Annotated in this window: 23 protein-coding genes; 11 read left to right on the top strand and 12 right to left on the bottom strand. The window is 57.1% G+C overall.

Annotated features, from left to right (window positions below; translation table 11 throughout):
• Nucleotides 1-57: 57 nt before the first annotated feature.
• A complete protein-coding gene (locus ACTWLJ_RS21510; protein ID WP_427632136.1) occupies nucleotides 58-612 on the bottom strand; it encodes a nuclear transport factor 2 family protein in 555 nt (184 codons plus the stop codon).
• Nucleotides 613-636: 24 nt separating this feature from the next.
• Nucleotides 637-2,991, bottom strand: a complete 2,355-nt coding sequence (locus tag ACTWLJ_RS21505; RefSeq protein WP_445178350.1) for a CocE/NonD family hydrolase — start codon at nucleotides 2,989-2,991, stop codon at nucleotides 637-639.
• 164 nt (nucleotides 2,992-3,155) lie between these two features.
• Here ACTWLJ_RS21505 and ACTWLJ_RS21500 point away from each other — a divergent pair, with 164 nt between their 5' ends.
• Complete coding sequence (locus tag ACTWLJ_RS21500) at nucleotides 3,156-3,800, top strand: TetR/AcrR family transcriptional regulator (RefSeq protein WP_445178349.1); 645 nt, start codon at nucleotides 3,156-3,158, stop codon at nucleotides 3,798-3,800.
• Nucleotides 3,801-3,871: 71 nt separating this feature from the next.
• Here the strand turns inward: ACTWLJ_RS21500 and ACTWLJ_RS21495 are convergent, their stop codons facing one another.
• The gene (locus ACTWLJ_RS21495) at nucleotides 3,872-6,133 is read right to left on the bottom strand and encodes a CocE/NonD family hydrolase (protein WP_445178348.1); all 2,262 of its coding nucleotides are present in this window, start codon (nucleotides 6,131-6,133) and stop codon (nucleotides 3,872-3,874) included.
• 116 nt (nucleotides 6,134-6,249) lie between these two features.
• Here ACTWLJ_RS21495 and ACTWLJ_RS21490 point away from each other — a divergent pair, with 116 nt between their 5' ends.
• Nucleotides 6,250-6,855 (top strand): TetR/AcrR family transcriptional regulator, encoded by a 606-nt coding sequence (locus tag ACTWLJ_RS21490; protein ID WP_401208154.1) that lies wholly within the window; start codon nucleotides 6,250-6,252, stop codon nucleotides 6,853-6,855.
• A gap of 63 nt (nucleotides 6,856-6,918) precedes the next feature.
• Entirely contained in the window at nucleotides 6,919-7,359 is a 441-nt protein-coding gene (locus ACTWLJ_RS21485) for a MarR family winged helix-turn-helix transcriptional regulator (RefSeq protein WP_424485926.1), read from the top strand.
• 55 nt (nucleotides 7,360-7,414) lie between these two features.
• On the opposite strand, the gene ACTWLJ_RS21480 is transcribed toward ACTWLJ_RS21485, so the two are convergent.
• A complete protein-coding gene (locus ACTWLJ_RS21480; RefSeq protein ID WP_445178347.1) occupies nucleotides 7,415-9,187 on the bottom strand; it encodes an acyl-CoA dehydrogenase C-terminal domain-containing protein in 1,773 nt (590 codons plus the stop codon).
• A 222-nt stretch (nucleotides 9,188-9,409) separates the two neighbouring features.
• Here ACTWLJ_RS21480 and ACTWLJ_RS21475 point away from each other — a divergent pair, with 222 nt between their 5' ends.
• The 6 genes from ACTWLJ_RS21475 (at nucleotide 9,410) to ACTWLJ_RS21450 (ending at nucleotide 15,574) form a co-directional block, all read left to right on the top strand.
• Nucleotides 9,410-10,639 (top strand): acyl-CoA dehydrogenase family protein, encoded by a 1,230-nt coding sequence (locus ACTWLJ_RS21475; RefSeq protein ID WP_427632124.1) that lies wholly within the window; start codon nucleotides 9,410-9,412, stop codon nucleotides 10,637-10,639.
• Between the two features lie 34 nt (nucleotides 10,640-10,673).
• Nucleotides 10,674-11,183: a flavin reductase family protein gene (locus ACTWLJ_RS21470; protein ID WP_445178346.1), complete on the top strand. Its 510-nt coding sequence runs from the start codon at nucleotides 10,674-10,676 to the stop codon at nucleotides 11,181-11,183.
• A gap of 39 nt (nucleotides 11,184-11,222) precedes the next feature.
• Nucleotides 11,223-12,152: a VOC family protein gene (locus ACTWLJ_RS21465; protein ID WP_401208140.1), complete on the top strand. Its 930-nt coding sequence runs from the start codon at nucleotides 11,223-11,225 to the stop codon at nucleotides 12,150-12,152.
• 39 nt (nucleotides 12,153-12,191) lie between these two features.
• The gene (locus ACTWLJ_RS21460; protein WP_401208137.1) at nucleotides 12,192-13,127 is read left to right on the top strand and encodes a 3-keto-5-aminohexanoate cleavage protein; all 936 of its coding nucleotides are present in this window, start codon (nucleotides 12,192-12,194) and stop codon (nucleotides 13,125-13,127) included.
• A gap of 216 nt (nucleotides 13,128-13,343) precedes the next feature.
• Nucleotides 13,344-13,976 carry a TetR/AcrR family transcriptional regulator gene (locus ACTWLJ_RS21455; protein ID WP_401208134.1) on the top strand — a complete coding sequence of 211 codons (633 nt, stop codon included), beginning with the start codon at nucleotides 13,344-13,346 and terminating at the stop codon, nucleotides 13,974-13,976.
• A 293-nt stretch (nucleotides 13,977-14,269) separates the two neighbouring features.
• A complete protein-coding gene (locus ACTWLJ_RS21450) occupies nucleotides 14,270-15,574 on the top strand; it encodes a carbohydrate porin (RefSeq protein ID WP_427632118.1) in 1,305 nt (434 codons plus the stop codon).
• Nucleotides 15,575-15,632: 58 nt separating this feature from the next.
• Here ACTWLJ_RS21450 and ACTWLJ_RS21445 read toward each other — a convergent pair whose 3' ends face one another.
• The 6 genes from ACTWLJ_RS21445 to ACTWLJ_RS21420 all read right to left on the bottom strand — a co-directional run bounded on the left by ACTWLJ_RS21445 (nucleotide 15,633) and on the right by ACTWLJ_RS21420 (nucleotide 21,956).
• Complete coding sequence (locus ACTWLJ_RS21445) at nucleotides 15,633-16,556, bottom strand: LysR family transcriptional regulator (RefSeq protein WP_401208129.1); 924 nt, start codon at nucleotides 16,554-16,556, stop codon at nucleotides 15,633-15,635.
• Nucleotides 16,557-16,680: 124 nt separating this feature from the next.
• On the bottom strand, nucleotides 16,681-17,646 hold the full coding sequence (locus tag ACTWLJ_RS21440) for an MBL fold metallo-hydrolase (protein WP_445178345.1): 966 nt from the start codon (nucleotides 17,644-17,646) through the stop codon (nucleotides 16,681-16,683).
• Nucleotides 17,647-17,669: 23 nt separating this feature from the next.
• Nucleotides 17,670-18,608 (bottom strand): fumarylacetoacetate hydrolase family protein, encoded by a 939-nt coding sequence (locus ACTWLJ_RS21435; RefSeq protein WP_445178344.1) that lies wholly within the window; start codon nucleotides 18,606-18,608, stop codon nucleotides 17,670-17,672.
• 57 nt (nucleotides 18,609-18,665) lie between these two features.
• Nucleotides 18,666-20,012 (bottom strand): MFS transporter, encoded by a 1,347-nt coding sequence (locus tag ACTWLJ_RS21430; RefSeq protein ID WP_445178343.1) that lies wholly within the window; start codon nucleotides 20,010-20,012, stop codon nucleotides 18,666-18,668.
• A 117-nt stretch (nucleotides 20,013-20,129) separates the two neighbouring features.
• Entirely contained in the window at nucleotides 20,130-20,759 is a 630-nt protein-coding gene (locus tag ACTWLJ_RS21425; RefSeq protein WP_401208118.1) for a nuclear transport factor 2 family protein, read from the bottom strand.
• A gap of 69 nt (nucleotides 20,760-20,828) precedes the next feature.
• On the bottom strand, nucleotides 20,829-21,956 hold the full coding sequence (locus ACTWLJ_RS21420) for an FAD-dependent monooxygenase (protein ID WP_445178342.1): 1,128 nt from the start codon (nucleotides 21,954-21,956) through the stop codon (nucleotides 20,829-20,831).
• 144 nt (nucleotides 21,957-22,100) lie between these two features.
• On the opposite strand from ACTWLJ_RS21420, the gene ACTWLJ_RS21415 reads away from it, so the two are divergent.
• Entirely contained in the window at nucleotides 22,101-23,096 is a 996-nt protein-coding gene (locus ACTWLJ_RS21415; RefSeq protein ID WP_445178341.1) for a LysR family transcriptional regulator, read from the top strand.
• Between the two features lie 133 nt (nucleotides 23,097-23,229).
• Nucleotides 23,230-23,820, top strand: coding sequence for a malonic semialdehyde reductase (locus ACTWLJ_RS21410; RefSeq protein WP_401208109.1), 591 nt, complete (start codon nucleotides 23,230-23,232; stop codon nucleotides 23,818-23,820).
• A 239-nt stretch (nucleotides 23,821-24,059) separates the two neighbouring features.
• On the opposite strand, the gene ACTWLJ_RS21405 is transcribed toward ACTWLJ_RS21410, so the two are convergent.
• Together ACTWLJ_RS21405 and ACTWLJ_RS21400 are read right to left on the bottom strand one after the other, a co-directional pair.
• The gene (locus ACTWLJ_RS21405) at nucleotides 24,060-24,398 is read right to left on the bottom strand and encodes a hypothetical protein (RefSeq protein WP_401208106.1); all 339 of its coding nucleotides are present in this window, start codon (nucleotides 24,396-24,398) and stop codon (nucleotides 24,060-24,062) included.
• Nucleotides 24,399-24,540: 142 nt separating this feature from the next.
• Nucleotides 24,541-24,996, bottom strand: a complete 456-nt coding sequence (locus tag ACTWLJ_RS21400; protein ID WP_445178340.1) for a glycine zipper 2TM domain-containing protein — start codon at nucleotides 24,994-24,996, stop codon at nucleotides 24,541-24,543.
• Nucleotides 24,997-25,034: the final 38 nt, after the last annotated feature.

Genomic DNA, 25,034 nt, shown 5'->3' with positions numbered 1-25,034 from the left:
TCGCGGCGTTTTGCGGGGGAGGGTGCAGAGGGGCATTGCCCCTCTGGTGTTCGTCGATCAAGCGTCTGCGAGTGATTTTTGCCCGATCGGGGTGCCCGAATAACCGGCCACCTTGCGCAATACCCGATCAGTGCCGTCACGCGGACTGCCGGAAGCGTCTGGATGATCGTCGAACCAGTTTCCCTTCGGATAGCGGTACATCAAATCGACCATAAGGCGCCGCTCGGCAATCAGCCAAACACCGTCACGACGTTCAAATCGATCAAAATAGCGCGCCCATAATTTAACCGTATCGCCTTTCCAGTGATGACGCTCTGAAGCGGCGTGGTCAGCCTGTAGGTAGGTTTCCACGAACGCAATCTCGGGGCCATCGAATTCGACCAGGCTATTTCCGAGGAAATGCTGAGTACGGTTAAACCGCGGCATTTCGTCAGTCAGGAACTGAAAAAACCCCTCGGCGCCGCCGACATGAAGGCTTTCTGGAAAGTGGATGTAGGCGTCTTTATGGAAAGCGCCACGCACCAGTGACATGTCAATCCGGTCGAGGCCACGGCAATAGCGCAGCAGGACATCGTGAATTTCGGTGCGCGCGGCAAGTTCTTCGAGCGTCATAGCTATCTCCTGTACTCATTTTTGTTAGAGGTGCAACGGTGCTTTCGCTGGAACAATCGGAAGCTGAATAAAACCCTGGCGATCCGGCCCGCTGTAGACCGTGTTTCGCGCTCCGTCGTGGCAGGCGCTGTCATATCCGTGCCGAGGGCCGTGATCGACACCGTCGAAAGGCTGGATATCCACGCGCAGGCGGTAACCCTTGCGGATCAACGCTGTGTTGGGAATGATCTCGATTTCAACCATTACCACTTCATCGCTTTCGAGCGGTGCATGGTCGGCTTTAAGGTGCGTGTGCTTGACCGTGTACTCGGTGGTACGCGATGCATCCACTTGGCGATGCGACGCCTTCAACCAGCCCTTGGCCAAGGGATAGTTGGGCACATTCATGCCCATTGTGGTCGGGCCGGCGTAGTCGACTTCCAGGCCGTTTTCATCGAGTACACGCAGGCTCACGAAGATATCCATGTCCTCGCTGGTGGAAGACACCCACAGCCGCGCTTTGCCATACCCCGCGAACACCATGTCTTGCGTCACGGGATCACTGATGAACGAAATGCCGGTTTTCCATATTTCCAGTACTGAAGGGGGTTTGACGGGAAGAAAGCACGGCGGGATGCCCGTGCGCAGCGCCAAGGGAATTTGCGCGGAGTAGTCGGCCTGCCCGTTGACGACAGGAGGGGTCAACGCCAGACGCAGAAAGTCGTCGCGGTGCTCGTCGCCTTGCCAGTCTGATGGTGTGGCGTCGAAGAACCATTGTGGATAGTTCGTTCTTGCGATGGGCCATTCGTGCTCTTCCTGAATGTAGGAGGCGCCATTGCCACTTCGAATCTCAAGACGCACCGGAGGGGTGTCCATGATGCCGTTGTCGATGCCTTTCAACCAATGGTCAAAAAACGCCCGATGATCGGCGATGGCGGTTCGCGAATAGGCTTTGGTGAACCAGTCTTCCCAGAAGTCGATCTTCTTCGACGCCGTGTTCGTGGCCAGATAAGCCTCGCTGCTGCCGAGCTGATGGAAATGCGCCATGTGCGTTGTGCAGGCAATGGACCACAGCGGCACGTTCACTTTGCTCATGTCCGGGTTCATCAGAATCGTCGAGTGTGGGCCGAACGCCTTGGCGGTATCCGAATCCTTGAACGTGGCCTCCTTGAGCATGCCGATAAAGTCGACTGCATTTGGCTCACCACACACCGCAGCCAGTACGCCGGCCTTGTACCAGTGGCTGAAGAACTCCTCGTTGAGAATGCCACCGGTATAGGCAACCTCCTCGTACAGATCAACATCGGTGCCGATGGCGATCATTGCTTTCAGATGCTGCGGCTCAAGGCTTGCCGCTGCGTGCTGGCTCATCGCGTAGTACGACATACCCCACAGCCCGACATTACCGTTTGACCAGGGCTGTACTCCCGCCCAGTCAATCGCATCGCGAAAGGCTTCGGCCGTTTCTATGCCGAATGGCGCAAGTGTTCCTGGGTTTTTGCCTGAGCCAGGGCCATCCACACGCACCAGTACATAGTCATGCGGCACCCAATCCACCGAGTTGGCTGTTTCGTGATTCTCAAACACTTGCCCTTCGGGATTGCCGTGGAAATAGCGCTCCTCCATGTCCTCGTGGGCGACAAAGTCGGCGTCGTCGGTAATCGAGTGATGGTAGAACGCCCGGCCATAAGGGCCGCAGTTCATGATGACCGGGAAGCGGCCTGGCTTGGCCGGACGGAACACGTCCGCGTACACGTGCAGGCCGTTTTTCAGGGGGATTCTGACGTCCTTGAAACGCAGAATACCGAGAATGTTTCGCCGGACTTCATTGCGTGCCGTCGCCGCATGGCAGAGCTGGCGCGGTGTGCGATCGGTAAAGACGCCGGCGGCCGAAAGCTCGGCGAACACCGATGCGATCAAAGGGTCCTGTTCAAACTCAAGCACCGGGTTCAACGCGAGGCCGGCAAAGGAAATATCGTGGCGGAAATTGAGGCGATACTGGCCGATAATTTCGTGTGCTGCCGGGTCGATGCAGATGCCGCTATCCAGATTTCCTTCGCGGTCGAGCGAGCAGAGGAAGCGGGCAATGTTTGTCAGCCCGGCATCGAGCAACTTGTTGATGTTGCCGTCCACGCGGCTGACGATGTCTGCCAGATTGAGGCGGGGGGCGCCGAGTGCGGAACCGATCGGTGTGTTACCCACCAGAAAGGCAACCCGCTCGCCCTTGCGGTAGTGGAATTCACCGTGTTCGTTCGTCAGCCCGCTGAAGGTAGAAGTCTGATATCTGAGGCCGGCAACCGGACCGGAAAACACACCGGTTTGCAACTTGCGGACATTGTGTCCGCTATCGCCAGCAGGCAGCGCCGTGGCGTGAGTAAAAGTCTGCAGGGTATCGCTCATGAAGAGGTCCTCTTGTAGTGCAGATCTTGGTTTTGCGCAGTGCAGCGGCGCGAGTGTAAGTCTGATTTCTGATTAACTCAACACGTGTTGAGTTTTTATGTATAGCATGTATCTCGACATACCGAACACAGAAAAATGAACACGCACAGGGAAATATCGGCGCCATGAAAACCACAGAAGAACCCACCACAGCTGATGCCCGTGAAATCAAAACCGGGCGGCGCCCTGGCTCGGGAAACAGCCGCCAAGCGGTGCTTGAAGCGGCACGCGGGCGTTTCGCCAGCGACGGTTTCGGTGCGACCACGATGCGCCGCGTGGCCGCCGATGCCGGCGTTGACGTGTCTATGGTCATGCAGTTTTTCCGCTCTAAGGACGAGCTGTTTGCGGCGGTGATGAATATTCCGGAATCAGCTCTGGAGAAGCTCAGTGCTGTGTTTGCCGGCACCGACGAGCAACTTGGAGAGCGCGTGGTTCGAGCGTTTCTACAAGCGTGGGAGGGCGCGCCCGAGGAGTCGGAGCCGCTGATGGCGATGCTCAGAAATGCGATGGTCAACGAGCAGGCGCGTCATCAACTGCGCGACTACATTGAGTCGCGGTTGATCGCAGGCGCAGGCGAATCGCTTGGGCAAGACGCGCGCCTGCGCGCAGGCCTGGCGTTGTCCATGCTGGTGGGAATAGTGACCGGACGACAAATCATCGGCGTGCCGATTCTTGCCGCTACCGATCGGGAGACCTTGGTGGGGTTGGTCGCCCCGGCGATTCAGCACACGCTGCTGCCACCCCCAAAGTGCGCAAGCGCCACTGACTGATGGGGGGCATGGTTTCACCTCATTACGGCAGATGGACCATGCCCACATTCAAGGCTACAACGCTTGACCAGTCAGGGAACGATCGGTAGTTGCAGGAAGCTCGGGTACTCCGGCCCAGTGTAAATGCGGTTCACGGCATCGACGTGATAGCTTTTGTCATAGGCGCGAACCGGTACGCCGGCCGGCGCATAGGGCTGGATATCCACCAGCAGACGGCAGCCTTTGCGGATCATCGCGGTGCTCGGGTTGAGACCGATTTCGACCGGCACAATGTCTCCTTGCTGAAGTGGTGCGCAGTCTTTCTCCAAGTGAGTGTGCACCGGCCAATACTCGGTAGTGCGTTCGGTGTCCAGCGTTCGGCGGGACACTTTCAGTAAGCCATGCCCAACCGGGTGGATGTGCACCGGATCCACCGGCAGCACCACGGATTCGTAGCGAATTTCGCGATCCTGCTCATCGAGAACCCGAAGCGACACAAACACGTCCATATCCTCGCCGGTGGACTCCACCCACAAACCGACCTTCATGTAGCCAGCGAGAGTCATGTCTTCGCTCATCGGCTCGCTGACAAACGAGACACCTGTCGACCAGCGTGGCGTGCCGTCACTGGAGCCCGCCGGCGCGAGAGTTGGCGTGCCCAGATCAAGGTGCGCGTCGTATTCGGCGCGGCTTTGCCCGGTTGGCACGGTTTCAGTGATGCGCAGCACATTGGGACGACGACCGTCGTTTTGCCAGTCTGAAGGGCGAGCATCGAGGTACCAGCGACGGTATTCGGTACGCGCAATCGGCCACTCGTTTTCATGCAGGACGAAATGGGCACCGCTGCCGGTTCGCACCTGCACCCGCACCGGCGCTTCGTCCATCACTCCGTTGTCGATGCCCTTGAGCCAGTAATCGAAGTAACGCATGTGTTCGGCGATCGATTTGTTGCTGTAGGAATCCGGGAACCAGGCATCGGCGAAATCGAATTTGCGCGCTTTGGCAGCGGTGGAACGGATGTAGGTTTCACTGCTGCCGAGTTGGTGAATGATCGCACCGACTTGTGGGCCGACGATCCACACCGGGGCGGTGGCTTTGCTCATGTCCGGCCGCATGAAGATGCTGCCGCGCGGGCCGTAGGCGTTGATGTCGTTGAACGGTGTCGCCAGTACGCGTGCCATCCAGTCGGTTTCCGGACGCTCGCCACAGTGGTTGTTGCCTGACCAGATCTTCCACCACCAGTTCCAGAAGCCTGAGCCGAAGATGCCGCCGCCGTACAGGGCTTCGTTATAGATATCCGCGTCGGTGCCTTGCGCGATCATGGCCTTGAGGTGCGAAGGTTGAAGGCTGGCGACACTGTGCTGGGCCATCGCCAAGTACGACATGCCCCACAACCCGACGTTGCCGTTGGACCAATGCTGAGTGCCTGCCCATTCGATGGCGTCGTAATAATCTTCGGCTTCCTGAACGCTGAAGGGTGCTTGCAGTCCTGGGCTTTTGCACACACCACGCGCGTCGACGCGGATGCACACATAGCCTTCCGGCACCCACACCGAGGTGTCGACGGTTTCGTGGTTTTCGTATTGGGCGCCGTCCGGGTTGCCGGAGAAATAACGATCCTCCATTTGTTCCTTGCGCAGGACGTCGGCCTCGTTACATATACAGTCGTGGTAAAAGCTCTTGCCGTAAAAGCCCTTGCTCATGACGATCGGGTATTCGCCTGGCTCGGCAGGACGGAAGACGTCGGCGCAAACGTACGAGCCGTCGCGCAACGGAATGCGCACATCGGTCATCTTGATGATGCCGCGAATATTGCGGCGTAATTCGTTACGGCTGGTGGCTGCATCGCACAGTGTGCGCGGTGTTTTGTCGGTGAACACACCGGGCGTGGCGTTGAGTGTTTCGAGAATCTGCAGCAGCGTCGGATCGTTGGCAAAATCGACCACGCCGCCTTGGCCCATCGGCATCACCGGTGGACTGAAATTGATCGGTGTGGCGCAAATCAGCTCATGCACAACCGGCGCAATTTTTACGCCTGACTCGATGCTGCCTTGCTGATCCAGGGTATGCACGAAACGAGCGAGGTTGGTGACCGAAGGATCGAGCAATTTGTCGATCTTGCCGTCGACACGATTGGCCAGTTGCGCGAGATTCAGGCGTGGTGCGGCCGGTATGGCGCCCAACACGATCCCGCCGACCCGGAAGCTGATGGCCTCGCCGGCGCGGTAGTGAAATTCGCCATTCTCCGAGGTCACGCCGGATAGCGTGGGTGTCTGGTATTTGAGTCCGACGATAGGGCCGGCAAAAATACCTGTCAACACGGGGCTCAACGCAGGTGCAGGAGACAGACTCATGCTGGATTCCTTATTGTTCTTGATTATGGGATCGATTCCAGTAAGGTACGGCGGACGAGAAATTAATTCAACACTCGTTGATATGGACGATGTTTCGTAATAATTTGGATATGACTATGAAGAAAGAAACCACTCCTGCGCCGCGTCGTGGGCGTCGACCAGGCCCCAACAGCACGCGGCATCTGGTGCTCGAAGCGGCACGTGCGCGTTTCGCCAGCGACGGTTTTGCCGCCACGACTATCCGTCTGATCGCGGCTGACGCAGGGGTCGATGTGGCTCAAGTGATGCAGTTTTTCCGCTCCAAGGACGAACTCTTCGCGGCGGTTATGGCAATCCCGGCTTCTGCTCTGGAGCGGTTCGACGCGCTCTATGAAGGCCCGGACGAACACTTGGGCGAGCGAGTAGTACGCGCGTTTCTCACCGCGTGGGAGGGCATCCCGGAAGAGTCGGAACCGTTGATGGCCACGCTGCGTGGTGCCTTCGTCAATGATCAGGCACGCGATCAGCTACGCGCTTTCATTCAATCGCGATTGCTCGGTGGTACTCACGAGCATCTGGAGCCTGAAGCAAAGCTGCGATCCGGTCTCGCGGCGTCGTTGCTGGTCGGCATGGTGGTCAGCCGACGCATCATCGGTGTGCCGATGATGGTGGCCGTAGAACATGAAGAACTGGTGAGGATTATCGGTCCAGCCATTCAGAAGATTTTGGTACCCGAAATCTGATCGATTAAGTACGGCGGGAAGCGCCACAACGATCGGCCCATGCATTGGAAGAGGAGGGAACATATGGCCAAATTTTCTGCCGCCAGCTTCAAAACCGTCCACCTCGGAATATTGCTTGGGCTGACGGCCACGCTGAAAGATCGGTTGCTGGATCGACACCTGATGCCGCTGGGCATCACCGCCGCGCAACTCAAAGTGCTGAGGATTGTGGGGCGCGGCGATGACACGGCGGTCGCGCTATGCCGGCACCTGTCCATCCACAGTGCTTCGATGACGCGAATGCTCGATCGTCTAGAGCGTAAAGGACTCATCGCGCGTAGTCAGGACGGGCAGGATCGACGTCAGGTGCGTCTGATGTTGACCGATAAAGGCGAAACATTGAGATCAATGTTCCCGCCGATGGAGGCCGCCGCGATGAATGAATTCACGGAGTGCCTCTCGACTGAGGAGCTGAAGTGCCTCGAGAGCCTGTTGGGAAAAATGCTCTCAGACGTTCCGCAGTAGCGTGATCACCAACGCAACGTGATCCGCTACCGAGGTAACGCCTTGGCTCAAACGCTTAAAACTGCTCCGCCGGCATCCTGAACAACGCGCCACTACCCGCACGGATGCACTGTTCCAGGCTATCAATCCGTGGCAGCAGGCGTGTGAAGAAGAACTCCGCCGTCGCCAGTTTCGCTTGATAGAACGCCGCGCTGCAGTCGGGATTGCTCTGCGCCGCCTGGGTCATACGCGACCACATGTACGCGTATGCCACGTAGCCAAAGACTTGCAGATATTCCACGCAAGCACTGCCGACCAGATTGTCGTCGAAGCTGGCTTTGTCCAGTAACCAGTGGCTGAGGTTATTCAGCCGTTCGGCGGCGGCGGCCAGTTCGATGCGGTATGGGCCGTCTTTTTGCTGGGTGAACTGTGCAATCTCATCAGTGAACAGGCGCAGGCTGACGCCACCGTTGCCAACGACTTTGCGCCCCAACAGATCCAGCGCCTGGATGCCATTGGTACCCTCGTAAATCTGCGCGATGCGCACGTCTCGAACCAGCTGCTCCTGCCCCCATTCGCGAATGTAGCCGTGGCCGCCAAATACCTGCTGACCGGTCACGCAGCTCTCTAATCCGCTGTCGGTAAAAAACGCTTTGGCCACGGGTGTCAGCAGGGCTACCAGCGCAGCGGCGCGTTGTTGTTCTTCGGTTTCCTCGGCAAATTTCGCTAGATCAAGTTGCTGACCGACGTAGCAGGCAAACGCGCGTCCACCCTCGGTCATGGCTTTCATGCTGAGCAACATTCGACGCACGTCCGGGTGAACGATGATCGGATCGGCAGCCTTGTCCGCCGCGACTGGTCCGCTGGGTGCGCGACTTTGCAGCCGATCAAGCGCATAGGCGCGGGCATTCTGGTACGAGGCTTCTGCGCAACCGAGGCCCTGAATGCCAATGGATAATCGCTCGTAATTCATCATGGTGAACATGGCGGCGAGACCTTTGTTTTCCTCGCCAATCAACCAGCCACCGGCACCGTCAAAGTTCATCACGCACGTTGCAGACGCCTTGATTCCCATCTTGTGCTCGATGGAGCCACAGCTGACGGCATTGTGGTCCCCTAGCGATCCGTCATCGTTGACCAGCCGCTTGGGCACCAAAAACAGAGAGATCCCTTTTGCCCCTGACGGCGCGCCCGGCACTTTGGCCAGTACCAGATGAACGATGTTTTCAGTCAGGTCCTGCTCACCACCGGTGATGAAAATCTTGCTGCCGCTGATGCGATAACTGCCGTCCGCTTGCACCTGCGCAGTCGTGCGGATCAGCCCTAAGTCTGTACCGGCGTGCGCTTCGGTCAGGCACATCGAACCGGCCCAGCGCCCCTCGTACATCGGCGGCAGGTATTGGTTTTTCAGTTCTTCGCTGGCATGCGCATCGATCGCCAGGCAGGCGCCGGAGCTCAACGCTGAATAGAGCGCGAAACTGCAATTGGCGCCGTAAAGCATCTCCTCGAAACACACCGCGAGCATTTTTGGCATGCCCATGCCGCCGAACGCTGGATTACCGCTAAGCCCGACCCAGCCACCTTCGGCATAAGTTGCGTAGGCCTCTTTGAATCCAGCAGGTGTTTGCACCTTGCCTTCGCGCCATTGCGCGCCTTCTTCATCGCCGCTGCGATTGAGCGGGGCGATCAGGCCGCCGGTCACTTTTGCGGCCTCTTCGAGAATTGCATCAGCGGTAGCGGCGTCGATCTGCTGCGCCAGTGCAGGCAAGCGAGCCCATATCGCAGGCGCCGAGAAAACCTCATGAAGCAAAAAACGCATATCGGTGAGCGGGGCGTTGAATTGGGGCATTGCACAACCTCTTTTGTTATTGGTCATGGCTGAAGGCGGCCATGAACGGTTGGATAACGTGCTTTACAGCGTTTTGAAATGTAGTGATTCGGGCGTTGAAAATGCTGCAAAAGAAAACAATTGAATACTGTCTCATTTTTGTAGAGGATATCAATAACACGTTGACGGCGCTTCTTCGCTGGACGTGGCGAACCCCAAAACAAGATAAAAACAGGTGAGAACATGACTTCGCTCCAACGCAGCGACCTACCCGGTAATGCCTCCGACACCTTTGGAAATAGCGCTAGCCTGTTGGCTCATGCGCGCTCGCTGGTACCTGCACTGAAAGAACGCAGCAAAGAAACTGCCGGTCTCGGACGCCTGCCGGAACTAACGCTCGCTGACTTGGATGCAGGTGGATTGCTGGGCATGACCATTCCGCGTCGTTACGGCGGCAGTCAGGTTTCGGTGCGGACGTTTCTCGATGTGGTCGCTGAAATCGGTCGTGGTGACGCATCGGTGGCGTGGGTCACCGCGCTGACCAACATTACCAACTGGTGTGCCGCGTCGTTCTTTGGCGAGGAGGCCGCAAAAGAGGTGTTCTGCGGCGCCAAACCGGCTCGGGTTGTCGGTGTTCTATCGCCACGTAAAGCCGTCGTACGCAAAGTCGAGGGCGGTTATCTGATCGAAGAGGGCGTGTGGGGCTTCAATTCCGGCGTCTACCACGCGACGTGGGACATGCTCGGTATTCCCTTGGTCGATGAGCACGGTAAAGTGCTGGACCAAGGCGCGGCGCTGATTCCGATCGAGCAAGTGCAGATCCTCAATGACTGGAACGTCATTGGTATCAGTGGCAGCGGCAGTTCCAGCGTGTCAGTCAGCAATGTGTTTGTGCCGGACTCGCGCATTGCGTCGGTCAGCCAGGCCATCGAAGGCAATTACCAGTCGACGCATCTGGAAGGCGAGTCGGCGTATCGCGCGGCGTGCATGCCGATGCTGGCGATCATTCTGGCCTTCCCTGCATTGGGCCTCGGCGTCGCGGCACTGGAAACATTCCTCGAAACGCTGCCACGTCGCGGCATCCAGTATTCCTGGTACAGCAAGCAGGCCGACGCGCCCGTCACCCATCTGGTGGTCGGCGAAGCCTCGGCGAAAATCGACGCGGCGCGGGTCATTCTTGAGCGCCACGCCGACACCATTGATGCCAGCGCCGCATCGGGCGTCTACATGGATTACCTCGAACGCGCCAAGGTACGCCGCGATGTTGGCTACGCCGAAACCCTGATCTGGCAAGCCGTCGACATGCTCGCGTCGGCCTCGGGTGGCTCGTTGGCCTCGGCCAATAACCCGATGACCAAAATCTGGCAAGACGCGCGGGTGGCCTCTTTGCACGGCATCGTCAACCCCTCTCTGAATTTCGAAACCTACGGCCGGCTTCTTTGCGGCAATACCGCCGGCACGCCGTTTATCTAAGCGCGCAACGCTGCGTATTCACCGGGAGACGACCATGCAAGCCAAAGCAATAGACGCGCGGGTTTTTCGCCGCGTGATGGGCAAATTCGCCACCGGCGTGACCGTGATCACCTTCATCCACGAAGGGCAATTCAGCGGCATGACGGCCAACGCCTTTATGTCTCTGTCGGTCGATCCGCCGATGGTTTTGATCGCTGTGCGCAATCAGGCGCGATTCGCTGGCGCGATCAAACCCGGCGAGGCTTTTGGCATCAGCTTTCTGCGGGAAGAACACGAAGCGCTGAGCAGTCACTTCGGCGGTCGGCCTGTGGCGGATCTGCCGGTGGACTATCGCCAACTGGGCGACGCCCCGGTATTGGCCGGTGCTTTGGTGCAACTCGCGGTGCGCGCCAACGCGGTTCACGAGGGTGGCGATCACCTGATCTATACCGCCGATGTACAAGCCGTGGAAGAGTCGGACGGTCGTCCGTTGCTCTTCTATTCCGGCTCTTACAAGCAACTCCATGCTCTCGACCCTGCGACCTGCTGGTTCGATCTCGGCTAGCTGACAACTCCATCTCAACAATTACAAAAGGAGCACGCCATGATTGCTGTACGTGATATTGCCTATGTTCGCTACCAGGTCGAAGATCTCGACGCTCAAGAACAGTTTTTGCGCGATTTCGGACTGCTGCCGCACGTTCGAACTGCCGACACTTTGCAGATGGCAACTTATAAGGGTGGTTACCCGGCCTACATCGCACAACGCGGCCCGAAAAAAGCGCTGGGCATAGGTTTTCAAATCGCCAGTTTTGATGATTTGAAACGCGTTGCCACTCACTTCAACAGCGACATCTGTGAAAACACTGAACTCGGCACTGGCTGGGTACTGACACTACAAGACCCAGATGGCCTGCGCGTGGACTTGCTCCACGCCGGCGACGTGATTGCGCCACAGACTGCACGGCCGCCGCTGTTACTGAACAACGCTGAACAACGCCCGCGCCTCGGCAAAACCAATCGCATCGACATCCAGCCTTCGCACGTCATGCGCCTTGGCCATGTGGTGTTGAAGACGGTCAATTTCGCGGCGATGTTCAGTTTCTATCAGGACCTGTTGGGCTTCCGTGTGTCCGACAGCTACTTCGCCGAAGCCCCGGAAAACACCGTCGCAACCTTTATGCATTGCGGTCTGGGGGACGAGTTCACCGACCACCACACCGTTGCGTTGATCAACATGGGCGCCGAAGAACCGGCGTTCGACCACTGCGCATTCGAAGTGCTGGATTGGGATGATGTGGCTTGCGGCAGCCAGTTCCTCACGCAAAAACAATACAACCACTCTTGGGGCATTGGCCGGCATGTGCAGGGCAGCCAGATCTTCGATTACTGGCTGGATCCGGCCGGCAACAAGATTGAGCACTGGACGGACGGCGATCTGGTCAACGACACGACCCCGGTCACCCATGAGCCGCTGAGCCTCGATGGTCTCTCGCAATGGGCACCGCCGCTGTCGCCTGAATTCCTCGCCTGACCCGCTGACCTCTCCAAAAAAACCTACAAGGAAATCCCCATGGCTGCCAAAGCGTCGAAAATTATCATCACCTGCGCCATCACTGGCTCTGTTCACACGCCGTCGATGTCGCCGTTCCTGCCGATTACGCCCGATCAAATTGCCCGCGCCTCGATTGAAGCGGCAGAGGCGGGCGCATCGGTTGTCCACCTGCATGCCCGTGACCCAGAGACCGGAATTCCGAGCCAGGATCCGAATCTCTTCGAGCAGTTTCTGCCACAGATCAAACAAGAGTCCGACGTCGTGATCAACCTCACGACCGGTGGCTCGCCGGCCATGACCATCGAAGAACGGCTGCAACCGGTCATGCGTTTCAAGCCCGAAGTCGCTTCGTTGAACATGGGCTCGATGAACTTCGGCACCTATGAACTGCTGCAGCGCTTCAAAGAGTTCAAACATGACTGGGAACAGCCGTTCCTGGAGGCCAGCGACGAGCGCATCTTCCGCAACACCTTCAAGGACATTGCGCACATTCTCGGCACCTGCGCGCAGAACGACACGCGCTTCGAAATCGAATGCTACGACATCGGCCACCTCTACACGGCAGCGCATTTTCGTGACCGCCAATTGGTCAAAGACCCGCTGTTCATTCAGTCGGTGTTCGGTATCCGTGGCGGCATCGGTGCGCACCCGGAAGATGTCATGCACATGAAGCGCACCGCTGACCGCCTGTTTGGTGACACTTACAACTGGTCGGTGTTGGGCGCGGGCGCTCATCAAACGCGCATTGTCACGCAGTCTCTGTTGATGGGCGGGCACGTACGTGTGGGCCTCGAAGACAACCTCTGGGCCGCTAAAGGCCGACTGGCGCAAAGCAATGCCGAGCAGGTTGCAGCGATAAAATCGGTGATCGAATCGCTGGGCTTCAGCGTGGCTACCCCGGATGAGGCGCGTGAGATCATGGGCTTGAAAGGGCGTGACAACGTCGCGTTTTAACGCTGGGTCATTGCCTGTCACAAACCCCGTCAGCCGCAGCGGCGGGGCTCTAAAGCCCGGTTTCTGTCTGGTGACAGTTGAATCGGGTATGCTTGGCCCCATTGAAAAAGTCACCTCTCGGTCACCCCAATGAATGAAATAGCAGCGCCTTCACCGCGATCGCCAAAGCGCTCAAAAACCGCTGCCCCCTCGCCAGAAAAAGTCGCTGATGATGCTGTGCCGACGACGGAAGTCAAAAAGCCGCGCATCAATGAGAAAGCCCGACTGCGCACGCGCAACAAACTCTTGCGTGCGGCGCGCACCGTCATGGCCGGCAAGGGCATCGAAGCAACGACGATCAACGACATCACCGAAGAGGCCGAGCTGTCCTTCGGTTCGTTCTACAACTACTTCTCCAGCAAGGAAGAAATTGCCCGCGCGGTGTTTATCGACGACGCGCAGTTGCTGGTCGAAGCGTTTGAAGCTGCTGTCACTCCGACCACCGGCATCGCCGAGATCGTCGGCACCAATTTCCGTCTTTGCGTACACCGTGGAATTTGCGACCCGATCTGGGGCTGGTTTCTGGTGTACTCGATTTACAGCATCAACGACATGCTGGCGATCATGGGTAAACCCTTGGCGCGTGACATCAGGATCGGCAATGAATCCAACGACTTTGACGTTGTGGATGTCGATGCCACAGTGGACTGCATTATTGGCGGCATGCTGTTTCTACTACGTCAGGTTTTGACCGGGACTCGTCCTGTGTCTGCCGTTGAAAGCGCAGTGCAATACGTGCTTCGAGGCCTGGGTGTGAGCCACGAAGAAGCTGCGCGCATCGTTCAGCTCGATCTGAGCAACGTTCTCTAATCCCGTGAAGCCGAGCTGTGGTGTGAGAGCAAGCTCTCTCACCACACATTATTCATTCGCCATAATTCCAGCACCGGTCAGTCACAAGTAAGGCTGATGCCATCAACAAGCACATGTGATTTCCCAAGTCCCGGCTGAAACGAGACTATTCGATAAGCGCTCGTTATATGGACGCGAAGTTCCCGTTTTAGTGACAGAGGCCCATGGATGGCTTCAAGTTCTGATTAATACATCCAAAAAAATAATGTTTGTCTTTGAAGACATCCTTATCACAAAAATAATAGGGGAGTTGTATGAAGAATTTGGCGTATTGCTGCGCGGCCGGTGCAGCCTTGACGTGCTATGCGGGTCTGGGCCTGGCAGCAGATGGACAAACCAGTGATGCCGAGTGGGCGAAAATCAACTCACTGACATGGCAAGCCCAAGGCTTGACGACCCGGTTCCCGCCGTTACAGGACTCTATCCTGGCGGACAGCGGTAGCTGGCGCAGTGAGTTGGCTAAACACAATATCGGCATCGAGCCACGTATTGTGATTAACGGCATCACTGACTTTAATCAGAACAACAATAAACCCAAAGACAGTTATGTCGGGCAGGGCGGCGATTTAATGGCCGGCACCTACTTTATTGACTTTGTTTATGGTCTGGACGACTTGGGGCTGCCGAACTCCAAGATCATGGCGTGCGTAAACTCGACCAACTCTTCTGTTGCGGGTAACCCACCGAACAATACGGCGGTCGCCTGCCTGAGTTACTTTCAAACTTTTCTCGACAAGAAAGTTGAGTTGAAAGCAGGTTTCGAGCCGAACTTGTATACCTATGTCGGTTTATTCACCGGTGGTGACGCGACGCTGACCAATACCCTCGGTTCGGTGATCCCGGTAGAGGCCGGTTTGAGTGATCCGGTAACCACGCCGCCGATGGTCAACCTGGCCTATAAGGGCGAGGATGGTTTCTATGCGCGCGGTGGCGTGCAGCGCAGCGTTTCGCCGAATGGGCGGGTGTATGAAGTCGAGAACAACGGCATCGGTCTGGATGCTTCGATGGAAGACGCCAAAGTTCTTTACGTCAGTGAAGTGGGTATAGATCGCAAACCTACACCAGGCGGTAACCGGCTGTGGGTTCGTGCGGGCGGTGTCTCGAACCCGACCAAATATAAAGCCTTTGAAGGTGGCGAAGAGTCCAACAAAGCCTACTGGGCATTGGCGGACTACCAAGTCACTCAGCCCGACAAGAGCATTCCGGTTCATGGTCTCTATGTAGGTGCATCGGCGATGTACGCGCCTTCCGATGTCAACCTGTACACCCAGAACTATGAGGCGCGCATGTACTACTATGGCCCGTTCAAGTCGCGTCCTTTGGACAAGGTTTCCTTTGTCGTAGGCAAAAACGTGTTCAGTCAGGAAGCCCAGGATACGTTGGCCGCCCGCAAAATCGACACTGCCTCTACGCAATTGAGTGCTACGGCGGCATATGCGATGCACGTTACCCGCGGCGTCTATCTGTCTTCAGCCGTGGGGTACACCAAAGATCCTTCGTTTACTGCCGATATCAACCACGCGCTGACGTTCAAGTTGGGATTGTTGTTCAACTTCTAAGCCGTATTACAGTCGCAAAAAAAGCCGTCGAAAGACGGCTTTTTCATTGGCTGGAATATCAGATTTTCCGACCCGCATCCTTGAACAGGTCCCGGATAAAACTATGTCCGGGATCAGAGTCATTGCGGTCCAGCCACACCAGCGACTCTTCCAGCGGTCTGATTTCAATCGGGCACTCCATGATTTTCAGATTCAGCGCGTGGGCCATAGCTTGTGCCATTCGGCGATGAATAGTCGCAACCAGCGGTGTGCCAGGCAGCATCATGATCAGGCTGGAAAAGCTTGGCGCCTTGGTGACGATGCGCGGTTCGATGCCGGCACGCAGCCAGCCGCGATCAATCAAAGTGCGCCAATCGCTGCCAAACGACACCTGGCCATGCGGCGCACCAATGTACTGTTCCAGCGTGATGTCATTGGTCGCGTCGAAATGCGCAGGGTCGACTACACAGACAAAGTCATCACGGAACAAGCCTTCGATCCGAAAGTGTTCGCTGGGTTTGTAGACCTTGTGGTTGTCCCAGTCGATCAGACCCACGCAAAAGTCCAGATCGCCACGCTCCAGACGGTTGTAACTGTCGGCATCCAGACGCTCAACATGGATCACTGTATGCGGTGCGGATTGCAGCAGCAGACGCAGCACGCTCGGCATCAGCACCATTGCCGCGTAATCCGTCATTGCCACTTTGAAGTGTCGTTGCTCGGTTTTCGGGTCGAACTTCGGTCGAACTTGCAGTGCCGTTTGAATGCTCGATAACGAGGTTTTCACCGGTTCCATCAACGCTGTTGCCAGAGGTGTCAGTTCGAAATTGCGACCGACACGCACCAAAAGTTCATCATCGAAATGTTCGCGCAAGCGGCGCAGTGAAGCACTCATCGCTTGCTGCGTGACGAAGAGCCTTTCGGCCGCCCGGGTGACGTTGCGTTCGGTAAGAAAAGCATCGAGGGAGCGCAGGAGATTCAAATCGAAATGTTGAAATTGCATGTGAAGTTCCGCCATTACAGAGTTCGATTATTTTTATTGGATGTTGCTGAGCCGTGAGGCGGCCCGAACCAATCGATAGCGAGCGTTTCGGGTTTTCGGAGGGGGGCTGCGACGAGGTAGGGATTTATTGCTGCGTCAATTCCTGGTACGTCGTTTCAGTGAACGTCGGGAACATTTTCGCCAGTCCTCTTGGCGGCGGATCGTTGAGCGCCGCTTTCACTTCATCGAGGGTTTTATGTTGCGCCACCAGTTGTTCGATCTCGGCTCGACGCGACATCGCGATTTGCAGGCGCTCTTGCAGATCCGCGCGCTTGAGCGGCTGACCATGGCCCGACACATAAACCTGCGCATTCAGTGCAATCAGCGCTTGCATGGTTTTGATCCAGCCGAGGGATGAACCGTGCTTGTTGAGGTGGATGCCAGGGTATTGGCTGAAATCCGGGGCGAGGATATCGCCGGTGAATACAACATCTTGCGCCGGCAGGTAGATGATCAAATCACTGTCAGTATGCGCGGGAGCCAAGTGCATCAGTTGCAGCGTCACGCCGTCGACGACAATGGTCTCGCTGTCTTTAACGGTTTTTGTGGGCAAGTAGTCCTTTAACTCTGCCGGCGTGGTCGTTGTATTCATCAACGGGTTTTGCAGGGCTTCCTGCATTTCCGGCCCGGTGTTTTCCTGCGCGATGATCTCCAGGCCACGCGGATAAGCCGGCAAGCCGTTGACGTGGTCTGGATCGCTGTGGGTGAGGATGATGGTGCTCACGGGTTTGGGCGTGATTTGCGCAATGGCCTTCAGGACTTTCTTCGCTGCTGGAGCGAACATCTGCGCATCGACGAGGATGACACTCGAGTTCGCCACGATAATCCCGCTATTGGCCATGCCACCGCTGACGTAATAAATGCCCTCACTGACGGGATGAACCGTGATGGGCGCTACCGCCGCATACATGGTCAGTAACTTGGCAAGAACGGGCGGAGAGGGCCTCGGCATGAAAAAGGCCACACCAGCCAGGACGGCTACTACAACAACTACGCCTACTGCTGTTTTACGAAACATCGTACTCACTCCGCCACATAAAATTACCGCCACTGTCCTCGTGCAGACCTGTTGGCTTAATGGCTTTTGTAGATTTCCAGCGCTTCTTTGAAGGCTGCCACCGGATCGGTTTTGCTCACCGGCGCGCGGTTGATGCCCTGGCTGCCAATGATCGAGTTACGCAGTACGCCGACACCGGCTATTTCCACTTCGCAGACGTCGCCTTCCTGCATCCACAGTTGTGGTTTACGGAACAAACCCACGCCTGCGGCAGAACCGGTAACGATGACATCACCCGGTTGCAGCTCGGTAAATTCGGAAATGTAGCTGATGATCTGCGGGAAGCTGTAGATCAGGTCCGCGTAGGGCATTTCCTGCACCACGTTGCCGTTCAAGCGCGTAGTAAGCGTCAACGTCGTCGGGTCGGTGATTTCATCGGCAGTGACCATCCACGGGCCGAACGCACCGGATTTAGGAAAGTTTTTACCTGCGGTGAACATTGGCGAGTGGCATTGATAATCACGCAACGAACCGTCGTTGTAGCAGGCGTAACCGGCGACATGACTGAGGGCGTCGGCCTCACTGATGTGCCGGCCAAGTTTGCCGATGATAATTGCGATTTCGCCTTCGAAGTCGTACAGCGGGCTGTTGTTAGGCTTTTCCATCGGTGTGGCATGGCCGACGTGCGAACGGGCGGTTCGAGTGAATACGTACGGCTTTGGCGGCACATGCTCATGCCCACTGAACTGCGCTACTTCCGCACAATGCGAGTGAGTGTTCATGCCCATGCAGAAAATTGCGCCCGGGTTGGTGATCACCGGCAGCAGACTGACCTGACTCAATGTGTAGTCGACCTGACTCGGCAGGGTAAGGTTGTCGAGGCAGGCCAGCCCATGTTCTAACAGCGCTTTCAGGCTAGCCACTTCCGGAAGTCGCGAGCTGAGATCGACGATGCCATCGGCACGTACCAGACCAAAACGTTCACGACCTTCTACGAGATACGAAGCAAGTTTCATGTTGATTCCTACGCATTGAATTTTGATGTGTTGAATTGTTCGGTATTGGGTTCATCATCACGCGCGCGGATGTGCCACGGCGGGCTGCGCTGCGTTGTCTTTTGACTTGGGCATGGACAGCAGGATCAAACCGGCAAGAATCGGCGCAGCCGCGAAGAACAGCGACACTTGGCCACGAGAAAACCCAGAAGCGAACATCCAGCCAGCCAGCGCAGGACCGACAACGCTGGACACGCGGCCGACGCCAAGAATGAAGCCGATGCCAGTCACACGGGTGTGGGGAGGGAAGGCCGAAGCCATGGTCGCGTAAAACACTCCGGTAGCGCCGGAGATGCAGAAGCCGGCGAGGGCGGCCACCAGAATCAACGTCGTCAGCACCGGCGGGGTGAAGCCAAACACGCCGACGAAGATACCGAAGCCAATCATCCCGAAAGAAGCCACCCGACCGGCGCCTACGCGAGTTGCCAGCGCGCCGAGTACGACCGCACCGATCATCCCAAGGGCATGACTGACAGCCGAAACACGGCTGCCTGTGGCCGGAGGAAAACCGGCATCAGCGATGAACTGAGGCATCCAGTTGAGCAAGAAATACATCGTCGTCGACGCGAGCATGAAAATCAGCGTCAGACGCACGGTGACACCAATGATTTCCGGGCCAAACAACGCTTTGTAGGAAGGCCGTTGCGATTCTCGTTTCTCAGGCAGTTCGCTCAGCGGAGGGTGCTTTAGATGCGCAAGCACACGGTTGATGCGAGCCAGCGCGTTGGCTGGACGACGGGTGAGCAGATACGCTGGGGATTCAGGCAAAACCCAAATGACAATCGGCACCACGATTGCGCCGGCGACAGCGCCGGAGATGTACACCGCGTGCCAGCCAAAGTGCGTCAGCAGCGGTGCCGCGATCAAGCCGCCCAGAATCGAGCCGAAAGTAAAACCGACCGTTGTGATCGCGACAGCGAAGGCCCGACGACGGCTGTTACAGAACTCTGCGGAAATCGACATCGTCAGGGGCACCATCACGCCGATGCCCATTCCGGTGATTACCCGGCACGCCGCCAGGGTCTGAATATTTTCGCAAAAAGCCGAGAGCAGTGAGCCGCCGATCATCAGTGCGAGACCACCAAACACCAATGGTCGACGCCCCCATACATCTGCCAGCGGCGACAGCGCCAAAGCACCGATTGCCATGCCGACCAGGCCGCTGGAAAGCAGCATCCCCAGCGTGGCTTTATCGATGTTCCAGGCCACGCTCAACGCCGGCGCGGTGAACGCGGTCGCCAATACGTCGTAACCGTCGAGTGCAGCCAGCAATACGGATAGGCACAGCACCAGAATCTGGGCGCGGCTCATGGGCATTTCGTCAATCGAGGGCAGTAGACCGGCCCCCTTGGTTATGATTGTCATCGCACGCTTCCTGTTGAGCCTGGGCCTTTCAGATTCGGCGATGCCGGACGCCTGAAAGGCTGGCTGTTTATTGTTGTTGGTGTCGAACAGCGTCATTGCCGGCTAGCGGGTGCAGCATCAAGCGGGTTGCAATGCCCTTGCCTCAGCAAGCCAGGCTTTGCCTTCGGCATACAGTTGATGGGTCGCTTCGGTGTTGTCGACGTATTGCCCGGGCTGAACGGCGAAACCGGTTTTGTTCAGCATGAAGCCCAGGTATTTGTATGCCGGGTCGAACTGGCTGGTGTCCATCCACAGGCTTTTGAACCAGAACACCAGCGATGGCTCGATGCTGTCGAGGCGGTCTTTCTGATAGATGCAGTAGCGGCGGGAGATCTTCCAGTTGCCGTTGTCCTTGACGATGAAGTCGTAGAACAGCGCCTCTGACGTCAGATCCAGACCGGGGCTGGCGACTTCCGAGCGGGCCATGATCGATGCCGGCGTGATCGCGATGGCACGGTCAGCGCTGACGTCGATGATCGAAGGTTTCATCACGTGCATGGTTTTCACCGGGCTCTTCGACATGCCTTTCGAGCCTTCGACAAAGCCCTGAATCGAACCGATGTACCAGGTTAGATGGATGGTCCCGTCATCGACGAACGTCGAGCGCAATTCGTCCCACATTTTATGGTCGCGAAAGAACCCCCAGTTCAACAGCAACTGGCTGATCTCGGTGATGTCCTGCGCGTTTGCCTTGTTCTTGTTGGTCATGGAAAAAACGCTTCCGGTCGGGTGGAAAATGAGTTGAGAAAGACGCTTTCTCAGGTTGTGCGGGGTTACTCAGTAAGGTTGCGAAATGGCCGTCAAGGCAGCCATCATCACCGCGCCGTTTTCGGTGGGCGGCGCTTTCCGTTGTTCCAGTTGCGAGAGCTTGACGCTGCTGTCGACGACGGTTTTTACCCGTTCGAAACGGCGTTGCATGAACGCATCGAGTGCTTCTGGCAATGAGGTGGCGGTTGCAATGCACTGGCCCAGCACTACTGCGTCTTCGAGCGCCATGCCGGCGCCCATACCCAAATGCGCGGTGGTTGCGTGGGCGGCGTCACCGATCAACAGGGTGCGACCGCGATGCCATTGATCCGGGACGAGAATCCAGTCGAACGGGCGCCCGATCAGTGCGGAGTCTGACTTGAGACGCTCTTGAAGGTGCTTGATCGGTGCCGCTGAAATCGAATCCAGCAAGCGTGTAAAGAGCCCGAGCACATCGGCGTCGCTCAGCCATGTGCGCTCGGGAATCGTCAGCACGGCAGGGACATACGTCAGGTTTTGATGCGGCAGATGGTAGAAGCCTACTTTGCCGACATCGCTTGTGTACCAGCCTTCGCCCTCGATGGCCGGGCCAGGAACCATCCAGCGAATGCTGATCTGGCCGGAGTACTCAGGCTCGCCAATCTCGGGGAAAACCATTTTGCGGGTGTGAGAGTGGATACCGTCAGCTCCGATCACCAGATCGAATGAGCGAGTTTCACCATCGGAAAAAGTCACCAGCGCTGAATCGCCACTGTCGTCGATGGCAGTGATCGTCAGGCCTTTGCGAATGCTGCACAGCGAGTTCGCGGTGTTTTCCAGAATCTGCGCAAACGCTGGACGGAATACGGCAACGCCATCCTTCGAACCTGGCCATTCTGGTCTGCGAGGTGCCGCGCGGAGCAGTTGCCCGTCAGCGGCGTAGAGCGAGGCAGCAGTCGAATCAGCAGCGAAAGTTCTGCCGGTGTCGCAGCACTCTTGGTACACCCCAAGTTCAAACAGGGCTTCGGCCGCACGACCGGACAAGGCCATCGAGGCGCCGTCAGGCTTGCCGTGGAGTTCGACCACTTCGCAATGCACACCGAGGCGGGACAAGGCGATCGCCACCGACAGTCCCGCAACTCCACCACCTACAATTAGCGCTTTCGAAATACAGGCCATTTTTCGACATTCTCATCTGGGTCAGACTGTTGTTGTAAGAAGCACCTCTGTCTTGAGGTTGCGCCGGTTCTGCGTGGTCTTCTGCCCGGTAAGCAAAGTCGCGAGAACCGGCACTACGGTGGAAACTGTAGAGCGCGGCTGATCTTGTCGAAAGATGGCAAAACACTTAGGGTGTTACCTGAAAGGTATATACCCCAGCAGCCTTTCTCTTTTGCCTCGGGAGGCTGTCACGCGATGAAAATGCACCACTTTCGTAACGTCGTAGCGGTCGTTGAACGCGGCAGCCTGCGCGCCGCCGCACGGAGTCTGGGCCTCGCTCAGCCGGTCGTGTCGCGAAGCCTTAAGGAACTGGAAGAGGAGTTGGGCGTAACCCTGTTCGAGCGAGGCAGGTTAGGAATGGTGCCGACCAAGGCGGGCGAATTGTTCGTGCGGCGTGCCAAGGCGATACAGGCCGAGTACCAGCGCACCCTTGATGAGCTGGATCAACATCGCGGCGTTGATAAAGGTTCTATCGTTGTCGCCTGCTCGGGCGCGGCGTTGATGGGATTGTTGCCCCTGACCCTGGATCGTTTTCGCCGGCGCTTTCCCGGTGTCCGCGTAAAGGTGATTGAAGGCACCTATCCCATGCTGGAGGCCGATATCCGCGATGGTTTGATCGATCTTTATTTCGGCCCCGTGACCAAACCGCAGCAGCACACCAACATGAGCATCAAACCGTTGATGATTAACCGCCGAATCATCGTCGGCCGGCGCGGTCATCCCTTGCAGCATGCAACCACGCTGGAAGAGCTGATTGACGCCGAATGGCTGACCACCCCGGTTGCGGAAAACATCGACGATGAAGTGCTCAGCGTTTTCAAACTCGCCGGGCTGCCATCGCCCAATATCGTCATGCAGGCCACCTCGAGCATGAGCGTGACCAGCATCGTTTCCTCATCCGATCTGCTTGCGCCGTTGCCGGAACAATGGCTCGGGTTTATCAATGCGACCAATTTGCTGAGCCGAATTATGGTGACGGGCATCCCCGATGCACCGCCCATTTGCTCGGTTTACCACACAGAGTTGCCCTTGACCCCGGCCGCACAGTTTCTGCACGACATGGCCGAGCAGGCAGCACTGGATAACAACGAAAAACTGTAGATTCTGCGGCAGCAGGCGCGCGTATACCTTTTAGGTAACACCCTGCAGATTTTGCCGTCTTTCGAAGAAATCAGCCCGACCTTAATGTTCAAGCCTGAATTCACAGACCCCGAACATTAAGAGGGATGAAATCTTGAACGAAACGCTTAGCGATCAAGCCATTGATCAACTGTTTTTAACCGCTCGGTCACACAACGGCTGGCTGGAAAAGCCCGTTGATGATGGGTTGCTCAAGCGTCTTTACGAAGTGCTCAGGCAAGGCCCGACCGCCAACAACTGCAACCCTGCGCGGTTTCTCTTTGTGCAGTCGGAGGAGGGCAAGCAACGTATGCTTCCGGCACTCAAGGGTGCTAATGGCGAGAAAGTTCTGGCGGCGCCAGTGACGGTGATTATCGCCATCGATACGCAATTTATTGAGTTTCTTCCCCAGTTGTTCTCTGCGTACGACCTGGCAGCCATGCTGCGCGATGATCCTGCAGCAGCCGCTACGATAGCTTTTCGTAACGGCAGCTTGCAGGGCGCTTACCTGATATTGGCCGCGCGGGCGCTAGGATTGGATTGCGGCCCCATGTCCGGTTTCGATAGCGCGAGGCTTGATCATGAATTCTTCCCGGACGGTCGCTGGAAAAGCAATTTTCTCTGCAGTCTTGGCTATGGCGACAGAGAGAAAGTTCGTCCTAAAGGGCCGCGTTTGAGCTTTGAGCAAAGCTGCGTTTTGGTTTAGCTGAAATAGCCCTCAGGCTGGAGCGGAGTTTGAGCATATCCCATGGCGCCACTGGGCCAATCCTTCCAGGGCAATGCCCATCGTGGAAGAGGGGCGGCCAGCGCAGTGCTGGCCGGGGGCGAACGCGTGTGCCAGGAATTGGGCCGCGGTAGCATGAGCGAGATTGGTCATTTGATAATCGCCTCGGAACGGGATTTTCATCTCGCATTTGGCTGAGACACTCTCGAAACGTTTTCCCGTCATGTCGTAAAGGTGATGGCCCACGTGATAAAGCCGGCGATAAATGTCGTGCAGGTCAGGGCGAACAGGAAAAGACCGTCGATAACCTTTTCCAACAAGTGATTGCGGTTCAACTGTCGGGTGCGCAAGGCCCAGTAGGAAAGCAGGGTGGTAATCAAGTAAAAGATGGCGTTGATTGCGAGCAAGTCATCGCCAATCGTGCCCTCTTTTCGTAACGTCGTGACGACTTGAAAAATCCCGATAACCGTAATGCATACGCCCACCATGGCGGCTGACGCGGTAAAGATATGAACGCAGATGTCTTCATTTAAACCGACCGGGGTTTTTGGTTCGCTCATGGCATTTTCCCTCGCAGGGGTTGGAAACCGACGAAAAAACAACGTGGCCGGTCCCTGTGGCCATTACTGATCAATCAAGTCGATGCATCTGTCTGCGCAGTAACGATTTGCCGTTCAATATCCCTTTCGTCCATCCCCCGATCTAGTGCTGCGCGACTACCCGTGCCTCGCTGCCGGCGCCTTCGACATACACGCTCATGCCTTTTGCCAACGATGGATTGATCGGTTGAGTCACCGAGACCAATACACCGCTGTTGGTTCTGACGATGATCTGTTGGGCATCGAGGGGCTGATCGTATTTGCGTTTTTCCGCGTAATTGCCGCCTGCTGCACCGGCGAGTGCGCCAGCGAGCATTGCCACATCGCGGCCGGTGCCATGCCCGATCAGACTGCCGAGCCCGAGCCCGCCGATACCTCCCAATATCGCGCCGACACCGCTGTCGTGGTTGGTCTGCATCTGGGTCTGGGTGATCTGCTCGATTTTCCCCGAGCGAATTTCCATTTCACCGGCTCCGCCGCTTGAGGCACCGACTGCAACACAGGCGCCAAGCGCCAGACCCAACAGCGTAATCGACAGCCAGGAAACGATGGTTTTCATGGTCAGACTCCAGCATTCAGGGGAAGTAAATCAGGCAC

This window comes from Pseudomonas sp. McL0111, from assembly GCF_052567255.1.
The sequence above is the reverse complement of the archived record's forward strand: the minus strand, read 5'-3'. Positions and strand labels throughout refer to the sequence as shown.